At 72.3% G+C, this 13,501-nt stretch carries 12 protein-coding genes; 10 read left to right on the forward strand and 2 right to left on the reverse strand.

The genetic code is table 11. The features are described from left to right. Nucleotides 1-26: 26 nt before the first annotated feature. On the reverse strand, nt 27-656 hold the full coding sequence (locus tag JMJ55_RS07110) for a phosphatase PAP2 family protein (RefSeq protein ID WP_236033459.1): 630 nt from the start codon (nt 654-656) through the stop codon (nt 27-29). Nucleotides 657-733: 77 nt separating this feature from the next. Here JMJ55_RS07110 and JMJ55_RS07115 point away from each other — a divergent pair, with 77 nt between their 5' ends. From JMJ55_RS07115 to JMJ55_RS07145, 7 genes are all read left to right on the forward strand, one after another. Further along, nucleotides 734-1,648 carry a lipid kinase gene (locus JMJ55_RS07115; RefSeq protein ID WP_202824813.1) on the forward strand — a complete coding sequence of 305 codons (915 nt, stop codon included), beginning with the start codon at nt 734-736 and terminating at the stop codon, nt 1,646-1,648. Nucleotides 1,649-1,711: 63 nt separating this feature from the next. Next, nucleotides 1,712-3,070 carry a formimidoylglutamate deiminase gene (locus JMJ55_RS07120; protein ID WP_202824814.1) on the forward strand — a complete coding sequence of 453 codons (1,359 nt, stop codon included), beginning with the start codon at nt 1,712-1,714 and terminating at the stop codon, nt 3,068-3,070. Continuing rightward, on the forward strand, nt 3,067-3,822 hold the full coding sequence (locus JMJ55_RS07125; RefSeq protein ID WP_202824815.1) for an SDR family NAD(P)-dependent oxidoreductase: 756 nt from the start codon (nt 3,067-3,069) through the stop codon (nt 3,820-3,822). Before JMJ55_RS07120 ends, JMJ55_RS07125 begins: the two co-directional genes overlap by 4 nt. A 32-nt stretch (nt 3,823-3,854) precedes the next feature. Then, nucleotides 3,855-4,910 (forward strand): spore photoproduct lyase family protein, encoded by a 1,056-nt coding sequence (locus tag JMJ55_RS07130; RefSeq protein ID WP_202824816.1) that lies wholly within the window; start codon nt 3,855-3,857, stop codon nt 4,908-4,910. Further along, nucleotides 4,900-5,964 carry an SPL family radical SAM protein gene (locus JMJ55_RS07135; RefSeq protein WP_202824817.1) on the forward strand — a complete coding sequence of 355 codons (1,065 nt, stop codon included), beginning with the start codon at nt 4,900-4,902 and terminating at the stop codon, nt 5,962-5,964. Before JMJ55_RS07130 ends, JMJ55_RS07135 begins: the two co-directional genes overlap by 11 nt. A 17-nt stretch (nt 5,965-5,981) precedes the next feature. After that, nucleotides 5,982-7,037, forward strand: coding sequence for an SDR family oxidoreductase (locus tag JMJ55_RS07140; RefSeq protein ID WP_202824818.1), 1,056 nt, complete (start codon nt 5,982-5,984; stop codon nt 7,035-7,037). An 85-nt stretch (nt 7,038-7,122) separates the two neighbouring features. After that, nucleotides 7,123-8,103, forward strand: a complete 981-nt coding sequence (locus JMJ55_RS07145) for a TRAP transporter substrate-binding protein (protein ID WP_202824819.1) — start codon at nt 7,123-7,125, stop codon at nt 8,101-8,103. Nucleotides 8,104-8,110: 7 nt separating this feature from the next. Here the strand turns inward: JMJ55_RS07145 and JMJ55_RS07150 are convergent, their stop codons facing one another. Beyond that, complete coding sequence (locus JMJ55_RS07150) at nt 8,111-9,016, reverse strand: polysaccharide deacetylase family protein (RefSeq protein ID WP_202824820.1); 906 nt, start codon at nt 9,014-9,016, stop codon at nt 8,111-8,113. Between the two features lie 94 nt (nt 9,017-9,110). Between JMJ55_RS07150 and cydD the strand changes: the two genes are divergently transcribed. The 3 genes from cydD to JMJ55_RS07165 are packed head-to-tail and all read left to right on the forward strand — an operon-like array spanning nt 9,111 to nt 13,404. Next, on the forward strand, nt 9,111-10,793 hold the full coding sequence (cydD, locus tag JMJ55_RS07155; protein WP_202824821.1) for a thiol reductant ABC exporter subunit CydD: 1,683 nt from the start codon (nt 9,111-9,113) through the stop codon (nt 10,791-10,793). Nucleotides 10,794-10,797: 4 nt separating this feature from the next. Continuing rightward, complete coding sequence (gene cydC / locus JMJ55_RS07160) at nt 10,798-12,438, forward strand: thiol reductant ABC exporter subunit CydC (protein WP_202824822.1); 1,641 nt, start codon at nt 10,798-10,800, stop codon at nt 12,436-12,438. 18 nt (nt 12,439-12,456) lie between these two features. Further along, nucleotides 12,457-13,404 (forward strand): radical SAM protein, encoded by a 948-nt coding sequence (locus JMJ55_RS07165; RefSeq protein WP_202824823.1) that lies wholly within the window; start codon nt 12,457-12,459, stop codon nt 13,402-13,404. Nucleotides 13,405-13,501 lie beyond the last annotated feature (97 nt).

Below are 13,501 nucleotides of genomic sequence, written 5' to 3' on the forward strand. Positions count from 1 at the left end.
ACCCGATCGGTCTTGTCTGACGGGCCTTAGCCCCGGCGCCGCAGGGCCAGCCAGCAACTGCCGGCCCAGGCGGTGCCGAGGCACCACCCGGCCAGGACATCGCTCGGCCAGTGGACACCGAGATAGACGCGGCTGGCGCCGATGAGCAGGGTCAGCGCCACCGCGACGCCGAGGATATAGCCCCGCTGCCGCCGCGGGGCCGCCGCCCCGGCCAGCAGCGCGCCGAGGGTGAGGTAGCCGATCGCCGAGAGCATGGCATGGCCGGAGGGGAAGCTGCTGCTCTCCACCTGAACCAGGTGCGCGACGAGATCGGGCCGGGGCCGGTCGAAGCCACGCTTCAGCAGCGTGTTCAGCACCAGCCCGCCGGGCAGGGCGAGCAGCAGCAAGGCCGCCGCCCGCCCCTGCCGCGCCACCAGCAGGAAGCCAAGCGCGATCGCGGTCAGCAGCGCCAGCACAGGGATGCCGCCGAGCGCGGTGACGTCGCGCAAGGTCAGCGCCAGCCAGGCCGGGCCGATCGGCTGCTTGGGGTCGCCGGGCTGGCGCAGGGCCATCAGCACGGCCTCGTCCAGCCGGTGGCCACGGCCGGCCACCAGCAGGGCGAAGCCGAGCAGGCCCAGGATGCAGGCAGCCAGCGCCGCCCGGTTCGCGGAATTCATGACGGGGATGCGTACCATCCCCCCGCAACCCGCGACGCCTTCGGCGGTTGCAGCCCCGCAACAGCCAACCCGTATCCATGACCCCGACCGAACGCCGCGCCCTGCTGATCGTCAACCGCCATGCCCGCCGCGGCGAGGAGGCGGCCGATACCGCGCAGGATGCGCTGGAGGCGGCGGGTCTCGCCGTCTTCCGCTTCGAGCCGCCCGCCGAGATGGACTGCGCCGAGACGGTGCGCCAGGGCGTGATCCAGGCTGGGGCGAAGGGCGGGGTGGACCGGATCGTCCTCGCTGGCGGCGACGGCACGCTGAATGCGGCGATTCCCGGCCTGCTCGATGCCGGGCTGCCCTTCGGCATCCTCCCCCTCGGCACCGCCAATGATCTGGCCCGCAGCCTTGGCATCCCGCTCGAGATCGAGGAGGCGGCGCAGGTGATCGCCGAGGCGGAGCCGCGGCCGGTCGATCTCGGCGAGGTGAATGGGCATCGCTACTTCAACGTCGCCAGCATCGGCTTCAGCGCCGAATTGGCCGGGGAGCTGAAGGCCGAGGCGAAGCGGCGCTGGGGTACGCTCGGCTATGCCATCGCCGCCTTCGGCCTGCTGCGCCGTGCCCGGCCCTTCACCGCCACGCTGATCCATGACGGCGAGGTGACGCGGGTGAAGACGATCCAGGTCTCGGTCGGCAATGGCCGGCACTATGGCGGCGGGATGACGGTGTCCGAGGATGCGCGGCCGGATGACGGCGTGCTCGATGTCTATAGCCTCGAGGTCGAGCATTGGTGGCGGCTGGTGGCGCTGATCCCCTGGCTGCGCAGCGGCACCCAGGGCCGCTGGCACGATGTGCGGGCCTTCCGCACCACGGCGCTGGAACTGCGCACCCGTAAGCCTCGGCCGGTGAATACGGATGGCGAGCTGACGACGCATACCCCGGCGGTGTTCCGCCTGCATCGCGCCGCGCTCCGGGTCTTCGCGCCGGCGGAGGGAGAGGCGGACTGACGCGCTTCTAGACGAAGCGCCGCCGCTGGCCGATGTCGCTGCGTCGCGTGCTAGGGTTGCGGCATGCCCGCATACCATGCCCCCGCCGCCCTCCTGCCCGATGGCTGGGCCCGCGACGTGCTGATCGCCGCCGATGCCGATGGCCGGATCACCGCCGTCACCCCCGGCGCCGCGCCGGGCGAGGCGCGGAGGCTGCCCGGCACCGTCATACCGGGCCTGCCGAACCTCCATTCGCACAGCTTCCAGCGCGCCATGGCCGGCGCCACGGAACGCCGCGGGCCCGACGGCCAGGACAGCTTCTGGTCCTGGCGGGAGGTGATGTACCGCTTCTCCGAACGCCTCGGGCCCGAGGAGGCAGAGGCGATCGCCGCCCAGCTCCAGGTCGAGCTGCTGGAGGGCGGCTTCACCAGCCTCGCGGAATTCCACTACCTGCATCATGCGCCGGACGGCATGCCCTATGCGGTGCCGGCGGAAATGGCGCTGCGCAACTTGGCCGCCGCGCGGGCAACGGGGATCGGGCTGACCCTGCTGCCGGTGCTCTATCGCCATGGCGGCATCTTCGGCCGGCCGCCGGCGCCGGGGCAGCGGCGCTTCCTGAACGACCTCGACCCCTATCTGCGGATCGTGGGGGATTGCCGCGCCGCCATTGAGGGCGACCCGCAGATGGCGGTCGGCACCGCGCCGCATAGCCTGCGCGCCGTGACGCCGGCGATGCTGGCGGCAGTTGCGGGCGAGCCCGGGCCGCTGCACATCCATATCGCCGAGCAGCAGCGCGAGGTCGCCGAGTGCCTCGCCGCCACCGGCGCCCGGCCGGTACAATGGCTGCTCGACCATGCGCCTGTCGATGGGCGCTGGTGCCTCATCCATGCGACACACATGCACCCGGCTGAGACGGCGCGGCTGGCCGCCGCGGGCGCCATCGCCGGCCTCTGCCCGACCACCGAGGCCTCGCTCGGCGACGGGTTCTTCCCGCTGCCGGAATTCCTCGCCGCCGGCGGCCGCTTCGGTGTCGGCACGGACAGCCATGTCGGCACCGGCGCGCGGGAGGAGCTGCGGCTGCTGGAGAGCGGCCAGCGCCTCCGGCTTGAGGCCCGCGCCGTCGCGGCCAGCGCGACGCTGCCGCATCCCGGCCGTTTCCTGCTGGAGGCTGCGCTGGCCGGCGGGGCCGCCGCCTGCGGCCGCGCCATCGGCGCCATCGCCCCCGGCCGCCGCTGCGACCTGGTGGAGCTCGAAACCAGCCACCCGCTGCTCGCCGGGCATGAGGGCGATGGGCTGCTGGATGCCTGGGTCTTCTCCGGCCAGGCCAATCCCATCCGCACCGTCATCACCGGCGGCATCCCGCGGGTGGAGGCGGGGCGCCATCTGGCGGCGGCCGGGATCGCTGCCCGCTTCACCGAGACCATGAGGAGGCTGCTGGCATGAGTGGGGGCATGTTGCAGGGGAAGGTGGCGCTGGTCACCGGCGGCAGCCGCGGCATCGGCCGCGCCATCGCGCTGGCGTTCGCCGAGGCCGGGGCCGATGTGGCGATCTGCCATCTGGGCGATGCCGAACGGGCCGCGACCCTGGTCCAGGCGATCACCGCCCACGGCCGCCGCGGCTTCGCGCAGGAGGCCGATGTGGCCGACCCCGCCGCCACCCGCGCCTTCGCCGCCGCGGCCGAGGCGGCGCTCGGCCCGACCGAGATCCTGGTGAACAATGCCGGCATCAATATCCGCGGCCCCTTCGAGAGCATCTCGGAGGAAACCTACGACCGGGTCATCGACGTGCATGTGAAAGGCATGTTCTTCATGGCCCAGGCCGTCTATCCGGGCATGGTGGCGCGCGGGCGCGGGCGGATCATCAACATCGCCAGCCAGCTCGCCTTCAAGGGCGGGCCGAACATCACCCCCTATGTCACCGCCAAGGCCGCCATCGTCGGCTTCACCCGCAGCCTCGCCTGGGAAGCGGCGCCGAAGGGCATCCAGGTCAATGCCATCGCGCCCGGCCCGATCGAGACCGACCTGACCCGCGCCCGCGGGCCGGAATGGAAGGCGATGATCGAGGGCTCGATCCTCGCCGGCCGCCTTGGCCGGCCGGAGGAGATCGCGGCGACGGCGCTGCTGCTGGCCGGGCCGGGTGGCGACTATTATGTCGGCGCCACGCTCTCGCCCAATGGCGGCGATATCATGCACTGACGTTCCGGCCCCGCCTCCCCATCTTCTGAGGGATGGCCACCCCGCTCCTCGACATCCGCCGCATCTATGTCGAGCCCGCCGCCGCGGCCCTGCCGCGCGGCCGGGCGATCCTCGACCGCTTCCCCGAGGCCGAACGGATCGAGGTCGAGTCGCACTGGCGCATCCCGGAGCTGCGCGAGGCCGATCCGGAGGAATTCCTCCGCCCGAAGCGGGAAGTGCTGGTCCTCGGCGTGAAGAAGGGGATGAGCTTCCGCCCCAATGGCCGCAGCGCCGATTTCATCGCGCCCTCCACCTCGAACGGTTGCGCCATGGCCTGCGCCTATTGCTATGTCGCGCGGCGCAAGGGCCATGCGAACCCGGTTACCGTCTTCGCCAATATCGAGGAGATCCTGGCCGCCACTGCCCGCCACGCCGCGCGCCAGGGCCCGAAGCGGGAGGCCAACCAGGTCGATCCCGCTTCCTGGGTCTATGACCTCGGCGAGAATGGCGACCTCTCGGTCGATGCGCTGATCTCCGACAATGTGCGCGATCTGGTGGCGCTGTTCCGCAGCCTGCACCATGCCAAGGGCAGCTTCGCCACCAAGGGCGTGAACCCGGCGCTGCTCGATTACGATCCGCAAGGCCGCACCCGCATCCGCATGTCGCTGATGCCGCCCACGATGGCGAAGCTATTGGATGTGCGCGCCGCGCCCATCGCCGAGCGCATCGCCTTCCTGCCGGAGCTGCATCGCGCTGGCTACGAGCTGCACCTGAATTTCTCGCCCGTTGTCCTGCACGAAGGCTGGGAGGCGGAATGGAAGGCGCTCTTCGCGGAACTGGATGCGGTGCTGCCCGCTGCGGTGAAGGACCAGCTCGCGGCGGAGATCATCATGCTCACCCATAATGAAGCGCTGCATGAGGTGAACCTCGCCTGGCACCCCAAGGCCGAGGAGATGCTCTGGCGGCCCGATATCCAGGAGGAGAAGCGGTCCGAGGCGGGCGGGACCAACCTTCGCTACCGCACCGGCTGGAAGGGGCGCTGGCTCGCGCGCTTCCAGGCACTGCTGGCGCGGCACATGCCCTATTGCCGGGTGCGCTATGCCTTTTGACGCAGCAGCGCCGCCACGCCTCTGGGTGCCGAAGCGGGTGCTGGCGACGCCGGCCGCGCTGTCCTGGCCAGCGGGCACCGCCATGGCCGAGCGCGCCGCTGCCCTCGGCGCCGAGATCGTCGCGCTCAAATCGGACCGGCTGACCGGCCTGCCCGATACCTACCGGGATGCGAAGACGACGCTCGCCCTGGTCGTCGCCCCGCCCAGCAAGCGCCGGCCGCAGCCCATCCCGCCCAGCGCCGATTTCCGCTTCGACCTCGCCGCCGGCTGCCCGGCGCATTGCGGGTATTGCTACCTCGCGGGGTCGCTCGCCGGGCCGCCGATCATCCGCGCCTATGCCAACCTGCCGGAGATCCTGGCGGAGCTGCCGCCGCTGCTCGGCCAGGGCCGCGTCACTTCCCGCGATGCCACCAGGGCGGGGGAGGGCACGACCTTCGAATGCTCCTGCTACACCGATCCCTTGGCGCTGGAGCACATCACCGGCGCGCTCGCCACCACCATCCGCCGCTTCGGCGAATGGGATGCGCCGGTGCAGCTCCGCTTCACCACCAAATTCGATGCGGTGGAGCCGCTGCTTTCCCTGCCGCACAACCGCCGCACCCGCATCCGTTTCTCGGTCAATGCCGCCGGCGCCGAGCGCTTCGAGGGCGGCGCCCCGCGCATGCCGGTGCGCCTCGCCGCGATGCGGCGAATGGCCGAGGCCGGCTACCGCATCGGCCTCACCGTTGCGCCGATCCTGCGTCTGCCGGGCTGGCAGGCGCAGTATGACCGGCTGCTGGAAGAGTGCGGGGCGGCGCTGGCCGGCATCCCCGATCCCGACCTCACCGTGGAGCTGATCACCCACCGCTTCACCGAATCCTCGCGCGAGGTCTTGCGCGGCTGGTATCCTGGCAGCAGCCTCGAGATGGACGAGGCGCAGCGGAGCCGGAAGACGACCAAATTCGGCGGGGTGAAATACGTCTTCCCGCGCGAGGCGATGGCGGAGCTGCGCGCCGGGCTGGAAGCGAGCCTCGCCCGCCACCTTCCGGGGGCGCGGCGGCTCTACTGGACCTGAGGCGGGGAGGGGAAGGCATGGCCGAGGCGTGTGTCACGCTGATCGTCGGCGCCAGCGGCGCCGCCGCGACGCGCATCGCGGGCCATCTCGCCACGGCGCCGGGCTTCGCGCCGATCGGCCTCTCCCGCCGCGTGCCGGAGGGGGCCGGCGCCTGGATCGCCGCCGACCTGACCGATGCCGCCGGCCTCGCCCGTGCCCTCGTGGAGCGGCCGGATATCACGCATATCGTCTATGCCTCCCGCGCGCCGCATGCCGAGACGGGGGTGGAGGATGTGGCCGGCAATCTCGCCATGCTGCGGAACCTGCTGGATGCGGCGGAGGCGGTGCTGCCGCGCCTGGCCCATATCCATCTCGTGCAGGGCTGCAAGTGGTACGGGATGCATCTCGGCCCCTTCCGCACCCCGGCGCGGGAGGATGACCTGCGGCACATGCCGCCGAATTTCTACTACGACCAGCAGGATCTGGTCGCCGCGCGGCAGACGGGGCGGGACTGGACCTGGAGTGCCAGCCGGCCGAATTTCGTCATCGATGTCGCGCCGGGCCGGGCGCGCAACATGGTCTCGACCCTCGGCGCCTATGCCGCGATCTGCCGGGAGCTCGGCCTGCCGCTGGATTTCCCAGGCCGCCCCGGCAGTTGGACGGCGCTGCAACAGGTGACGGAGGCCGGGCTGCTGGCCGAGGGCGTGGCCTGGATGTTGGCGGAGCCGCGCTGCGCCAACCGCGCCTTCAACCTGGTGAATGGCGATGCCTTCCGCTGGTGCGACCTCTGGCCCGTCCTGGCCGAGGGCTTCGGCCTGCGGCCCGGCGCGGTGCGGCCCCTGCCGCTCGCCCGCTGGATGGCGGACAAGGCGCCGGTCTGGGAGCGCATCCGCGCCCGCCACAATCTGGCCCTGCCGCTGGAGGCGGTGGCAAGTTGGGAATTCGCCGAATTCTTTCTCGGCATCGAATACGACCAGCTTTTCTCGATGACCGCGGCGCGGCTCGCCGGCTTCACCGGCTTCGTCGATAGCTGGGCCATGTTCGCCCGGCAGGTCGAGGGCTACCGCGCCGCCCGCGTGCTGCCGCCGGCCTGAGCCCTGGCGCGCCGCCGTCCCCGCTGCCATAACGGTTTCGGGAAGAACGCCCGCTCTGCGGCACACCTGCACAGGGAGGAGCGGCATGCACCGTCTCGTCACCGCGGCTCTTGCCGCGCTTTTCGCCATGGCGGCGCCGGCTTTGGCGCAGACCCGCTGGGTCATGGCCACCGCCTATCCGGATGCCAATTTCCACACCCAGACCGTCCGCGCCTTCCTCGCCGATATCGAGGCCGCGGCGCCGGGCAAGCTGGCCGTCCAGCTGCATACCAATGCCGCGCTGATGCCGCTGAACCAGATCAAGCGGGGCGTGCAGACCGGCCAGGTGCAGCTCGGCGAATTCCTCCTCGGCGCCTATGGCAATGAGGATCCGATCTACGAGGTGGACTTCATCCCCTTCCTCGCCAGCAACTGGACGGAAGGCCGCGCCCTCGGCCAGGCGATCGAGCCCGCCATCCGTGCCCGGCTGGAACGCCAGGGCCTCACCGCCCTCTACATGGTCCCCTGGCCGAGCCAGGGCCTCTACAGCCGCACCGAGCTGCGCAGCATCGAGGATCTGAAGGGCAGCCGCTTCCGTGCCCAGACCCCGATCATCGCCCGCATGGCGGACCTGCTGGGGGCGACGCCGGTGCTGGTCCAGGCGGCCGATATTCCGCAGGCCTTCGCCACCGGCATCGTCAACGCCATGGTCACCAGCGCCCAGACCGGCGTGGACAGCGCCGCCTGGGACTATTCGAAGTATTTCTACAACATCGGCTTCACCCTGACGCGGAACGTGGTCGTGGCCAACACCCGCGCGCTGCGGTCGCTGGATGCGCCGACCCAGGCCGCCATCATGGCCGCCGCCGAACGCGCCACCGCCCGCGGCTGGGAGGCCTCTCGCGAGTCGGAACAGGCGATGACCGCCCGCCTCCAGGCCCAGGGCATGCAGACCCCGGCGCCGAGCGACACGCTGATGGCCGGGCTGCGCGCCATCGGGGCGAAGCAGGAGGAGGAATGGCTCGCCAAGGCCGGGCCGGATGGCCGCGCCATGCTCGACCGCTACCGGGCGCTGTTGCGCCAGTAGCGGTGGATCAGGCGACGCTGCCTTCGGGCAGCGTCAGCACATGGTCCAGCACCCCGCCGGCGGTGGTGATCCAGACCTCGCCCCGCCGCGCCGCGATCGCGGACAGCGCGCCCCGCAACGCCCGCAGCCGGTAGGGCTGGCCGATGATATAGGGGTGCAGCGCGATCCCCATCACCTGCGGGATGCCATCCCGCGCCACCTGCTCCAGCCGCTCCTCGAAATCGGACAGCACCATGGCGGCGAAGGCATCGGCGCCGTCCTTGCGGGCGACCACCGCGGGGATGTCGTTCACCTCCTGCGGATAGGGGATGGCCAGAAGGGGGCCGGCGCGCGTCGCCATCCAGACCGGCTGGTCGTCCATGCACCAGTTCAGCGTGTAGCGGTAGCCGGCCTCGGCCAGCAGGTCGGGCGTCACCCGGCTCTCGGCGATCCAGGGGGAGAGCCAGCCGCGCGGCGCCACCCCCTCATGCCGCGCTATGGCCGCCGTGCTCTCGGCGATCAGCACCCGCTCCGACCCCTCATCCAGCATCGACTGGCGTTCGGAATTGGTCCGGCCATGGCCGGCGATCTCGTCGCCCCGCGCCCGATGTGCCGCGACCAGCGCCGGGGCGTAGTCGTACAGCGCGCTGTTCAGCAGCACCGTCGCCGGCAGGGCGAGCGCATCCAGCAGCTCCAGCAGCCGCCAGGCGCCGACCCGATTGCCGTAGTCCCGCCAGGCATAATTCAGCACATCCGGCTGCGGCCCGCCCCCACTGTTTGCCCCGGGCGCCAGCTCCGCGCCCAGCCCCTCGCCGAAGGCGAAATGTTCCAGGTTGACCCCGAGATAGACCGCGAGCCTCGCCCTGCCCGGCCAGGCATAGCGGGCTCGCTCGGGCCAGGGGGTATAGCCGTAGCGGCCATGGCTCGGCAGCATGCGGATGGGTTCCCGGAACGGTTTGCCATCATCTGCCCGGCGGCTTGCGGCAACGCAAGGTGACGCGGGCCGGTCCGGGGCTATAAGATGAGGAATGGCTTCTCAATCGGAGGGCAGGCAGGACGCCACCCGCCTCCTGCTGCGTCGCGAATCCCGGGCCCTTCGCGGCCATGTCCTGCTCCCCGTCCTGCTCGGGGTGGCGGGCACCCTCTGCGCGCTCGGCACCACCTGGCTGGTGGCGCGGCTACTGGCTGCGCTGCTCGGTGCCGCTGGGGCCGGCTGGCCGGAACTCGCCGCCGCGGCGGCGCTGGCCCTGCTCGGCGCCGCGCTCGGCCTCGCCCAGGAACGCGCCCAGCTCGCCGCCGGCGAGGCGGCGCGGAGCCGGCTGCGCAGCATGACCTTTGCCCGGCTGCTGGCCGCCGGTCCCGCTGCCCCGCGCGGCGTGGGTGAAGCGGCCTCCCTGGTGGTGGATCGGGTGGAGGCGCTGGACGGCTTTTTCGGCCGCTGGCTGCCGACCGCCATGCTGGCCCTGCTCTCGCCGCTGCTGGTCATCGCCGCCGCGACCCTGGTCGACCCGCAGAGCGGGCTGCTTCTGGCCATTGCCGGCCTGCTCTATCCGGTGGCGATGGCCGCGACCGGCATCGGCGCCGCCCAGGCCAGCCGCCGGCAATTCGAATCCCTGGAACGCCTGTCCGGCCGCTTCCTCGACCGGATGCGCGGCCTGCCCACCCTCATCCTCTTCAATCGGCAGGAGGCTGAGGCCGAGGCGCTGGGCGAGGCTGCCGATGAGCTGCGCCACCGCACCATGAAGGTGCTGCGCGTCGCCTTCCTTTCCGGCACGGCGCTGGAGCTGCTTTCGGCCCTGGCGCTGGCCTGCATCGCCTGGCGGCATGGCGCGCTGGATGGCGGCAACCCCGCCGCCGGCCTGTTCTGCCTGCTGCTGGTGCCGGCCTTCTTCGCCCCGCTCCGCGCCTTCGCCGCCGCCTATCACGAGCGTATGGCCGCTGCCGGCGCCGCCGCCGCCCTGGCCCCGCTCCTGCTGGAGGAGGAGGCGCCTGGCCTCGCACTGGAGGAGATGCCGCCGCGGGTCGTCGTCACCTTCACCGATGTGCGGCTGACCTACGATCCCGCCCGGCCGCCGGCGCTCGACGGTCTCTCCTTCCGGGTCAATGCCGGGGATACGCTGGTGCTGGCCGGGCCCTCGGGCGCCGGCAAATCCTCGGTGCTGCGGCTGCTGATGGGCTTTCACCGGCCGGATTCCGGCCGCATCGCCATCAATGGCCAGGATGCCATGGCCCTGAAGCCGGCCGAGCTGCGCCGGCTTTCCTCCTATGTCGGGCAGAAGCCGCATCTCTTCCGCGCCTCGCTGCGGGAGAATATCCGCTTCGCCCGGCCCGACGCCTCGGCCGAACAGGTCGAGGCTGCGGCCCGCGCCGCCCGGGTGCTGGATTTCGCCGCCGACCTGCCGCAGGGGCTGGACACCTTGCTGGGGGAGGGGGGCTGGGGCCTTTCCGGCGGCCAGGCGCAGCGCGTGGCCCTGGCCCGCGCCTTCCTGCGCGACACGCCGCTGGTGCTGCTGGACGAGCCGACCGCGCATCTCGACCCCGGCACCGAGGCCGAGGTGATCGAAAGCCTGCAGCGGCTTTGCCTCGGCCGCACCGCCATCATCGCCAGCCATTCCGCCGCCGCCCGGGCTCGGCTGGGGCGGGTGCTGGAGATCAGCGGGGGCCGCGCCGTCGGCAACGCTTGGCCCGCCCAGGGGGCGGCGCAGGGATAATCCGATGACCGCCGATCTTCTCCGCATCCTCGGCCTCTGGCGCAGCCGGGGTGGCTGGCTGCTCGCCGGCCTCGCCATTGCCATCGCCTCCGCCCTGCTCGGTGCCGCCCTGTTAGCGCTGGCCGGCCAGGCGGTGGCCGATGTGCTGGGGGGCGCCGCCGTCGCGGGCGCCACCGCTTTCCTGCTGCTGCGCCCGCTGATCGCGCTGCGCCCCGCCTCCCGCTGGGCGGAGCGCATGGCGACCCATGCCGCGACCTTCCGCGCGCTGGCCGATACCCGCGTCTGGTTCTTCCGCCGCCTCGCCGAGCGCCTGCCCTCCGGCATCGGCCTCCGCCGCTCGGGCGACCTGCTCGGACGGCTGGTGGCGGATGTGGAGGCGCTGGATGGGCTCTATCTGAAGGTCATGGTTCCGGTCGCCGCGGCGCTCGCCATGGTGCTGGTGGTGCTGGCGCTGCTGGCCGGCCACCCGCTGCTGGCCGCCGCCGTTGCCCTGCCGCTGGCCCTCGCTCTGGCCCTGCCGCTGCTGCTGGCCCCCGGCGCCGCCCGCGCCGCCGCCGATGCCGCGGCGGCCCAGGGAAGGCTGCGCGCCGCCGCGGTCGACCCGCTGATCGGGATCGAGGACACGCTGGCCGCCAATGCCGAAGCGACGGCCGGCACCGCGCTTGCCGCCGAGGCGACCCGGCTGGGCCGGGCGCAGCGGCGCCTCGCCTCCCGCGCTGCCATCGCGGGGGCCGCGGGTGGGCTGCTTGGCCAGGCGGCGCTGCTCGGGGCGCTGGCCTGGGGCCTTGCCGGCGGAGCGGCCGGGGCGACGGTGCTGGCCCTGTTCCTCACCCTCGCCACGGCTGAGACCATCGGCATCCTGCCGCGGGCCGGCACCGCGCTCGCCGCCGCCGCGGCCGGCGCCCGCCGCCTGTTCGAGGCCGCCGACGCCCCGCCGCCGCTGGCCGAACCAGCGGATCCGGCCCCCATGCCCACCGGCCATGCCATCCGCATCGAGGGGCTGCATTTCGCCTGGTCACCCGACCGCCCGCCGGTCTTCGGCGGGCTCGATCTCGACCTGCCGGAGGGCACGCGCCTCGCCCTGCTCGGCCCGAGCGGCATCGGCAAGTCCACCCTCGCTGCGCTGCTGCTGAAGCTGGCGGCGCCGCAGGCCGGGCGGATCACCCTCGGCGGCACCGACCTCGCCAGCCTCTCGGCCGAGGATGTGCGGCGGCGGATCGCCTGCCTCACCCAGGATGCGCGGCTGTTCGATGACAGCATCGCCGCCAATCTCCGCATCGCCGCGCCGCTGGCGCCCGAGGCGGCGCTCTGGCGGGCGCTCGACCGCGCCGGCATCGGCACCCTGGTCCGTGCCCTGCCGGAAGGGCTCGAGACCCGCTGCGGGGAGGGCGGTGCCCGCTTCTCCGGCGGGCAGGCGCGGCGCCTCGCGCTGGCGCGCGTGCTGCTCTCGGCCGCGCCGGTGCTGATCCTGGATGAGCCTACCGCCGGCCTCGATGCCGAGACCGAGCGCGCCTTCCTGGAGACGCTGGAGACGGTGACCGCCGGCCGCACCGTCATCCTGATCGCCCACCGGCTTACCGGGGCCGAGAAGCCGGGCCGCATCCTGCGCCTCGCGGGCGGTAGGGCCTTGCCGGCAGCCGGCTAGCGGCCAAGTCTGGCGGGCATGAATCATGTCCCGCCGCGCCTCGACCCCGCCAAATTCCGCGACCCCTTCGTCACCGCGAAGGGCGAGGTGCGGGCCAGCGTCGGCCTTTCGGCGCTGCAGACGCTCTGGGTCAATACCGGGACGCTCTGCAACATCACCTGCCGCAACTGCTATATCGAAAGCAGCCCGCGCAACGACGCCCTGGCCTATCTGACGCTCGCCGATTTCCTCCCCTTCCTCGATGAGATCGAGCGCGACCGCCTGCCGGTCGAGGAGGTGGGCTTCACCGGCGGCGAGCCCTTCCTGAACCGCGACCTGCCGGCGATGCTGGAGGCGGTTCTGGTCCGCGGCCTGCGCGCCCTGGTGCTGACCAATGCGATGAAGCCGATGCGGAACCACGCTGCCGCCCTGCTGGCGCTGCGCGACCGCTTCGGGCCGGCGCTGACGCTTCGCGTCAGCCTCGACCACCACGACCCGGCCCTGCATGACGCGGAACGGCAGGAGGGAAGCTTCGCCATCGCCCTCGACGGGCTGGACTGGCTGGCCCGCGAGGGATTCCAGGTGCATGTCGCTGGCCGCGCCGGCTTCGATGCCGCCGGCGAGGCGGCGATGCGCGCCGGCTTCGCGGCCCTTTTCGCATCGCGCGGCATCCCGATCGATGCCGGCGATCCGGTCGCCCTGATGCTCTTCCCGGAGATGGATGCCGCGGTCGATGTGCCGGAGATCACCACCGCCTGCTGGGGCATCCTGAAGAAAAGCCCGGACAGCATGATGTGCGCCTCCGCCCGGATGCTGGTGAAGCGGCGCGGCGCGGCACGGCCGGCGGTGCTGGCCTGCACGCTGCTGCCCTACGACCCGCAATTCGAACTCGGCGCGACCTTGGCGGAGGCCTCGCGCCCGGTGCCGCTGAACCATCCGCATTGCGCGAAATTCTGCGTCCTCGGCGGCGCCGCCTGCTCGCGGTGAGCGGAATGTGATGGCCCGCGAACGGCCGGGCGATGCGACAAGCACGGCCTGGAAGGGTTGCAGGCTTCGCCCGGGGCTCAGGCGCCGGTTGAGGTCT

It is taken from the genome of Belnapia mucosa, from assembly GCF_016775475.1.
GTDB lineage: Bacteria > Pseudomonadota > Alphaproteobacteria > Acetobacterales > Acetobacteraceae > Belnapia > Belnapia mucosa.

Coding starts and splice junctions, on each gene's coding strand:
- JMJ55_RS07110 (WP_236033459.1), bottom strand. CDS start 656: ATGAATTCCGCGAACCGGGCGGCGCTGGCTGCCTGCATCCTGGGCCTG.
- JMJ55_RS07115 (WP_202824813.1), top strand. CDS start 734: ATGACCCCGACCGAACGCCGCGCCCTGCTGATCGTCAACCGCCATGCC.
- JMJ55_RS07120 (WP_202824814.1), top strand. CDS start 1,712: ATGCCCGCATACCATGCCCCCGCCGCCCTCCTGCCCGATGGCTGGGCC.
- JMJ55_RS07125 (WP_202824815.1), top strand. CDS start 3,067: ATGAGTGGGGGCATGTTGCAGGGGAAGGTGGCGCTGGTCACCGGCGGC.
- JMJ55_RS07130 (WP_202824816.1), top strand. CDS start 3,855: ATGGCCACCCCGCTCCTCGACATCCGCCGCATCTATGTCGAGCCCGCC.
- JMJ55_RS07135 (WP_202824817.1), top strand. CDS start 4,900: ATGCCTTTTGACGCAGCAGCGCCGCCACGCCTCTGGGTGCCGAAGCGG.
- JMJ55_RS07140 (WP_202824818.1), top strand. CDS start 5,982: ATGGCCGAGGCGTGTGTCACGCTGATCGTCGGCGCCAGCGGCGCCGCC.
- JMJ55_RS07145 (WP_202824819.1), top strand. CDS start 7,123: ATGCACCGTCTCGTCACCGCGGCTCTTGCCGCGCTTTTCGCCATGGCG.
- JMJ55_RS07150 (WP_202824820.1), bottom strand. CDS start 9,016: ATGCTGCCGAGCCATGGCCGCTACGGCTATACCCCCTGGCCCGAGCGA.
- cydD (WP_202824821.1), top strand. CDS start 9,111: ATGGCTTCTCAATCGGAGGGCAGGCAGGACGCCACCCGCCTCCTGCTG.
- cydC (WP_202824822.1), top strand. CDS start 10,798: ATGACCGCCGATCTTCTCCGCATCCTCGGCCTCTGGCGCAGCCGGGGT.
- JMJ55_RS07165 (WP_202824823.1), top strand. CDS start 12,457: ATGAATCATGTCCCGCCGCGCCTCGACCCCGCCAAATTCCGCGACCCC.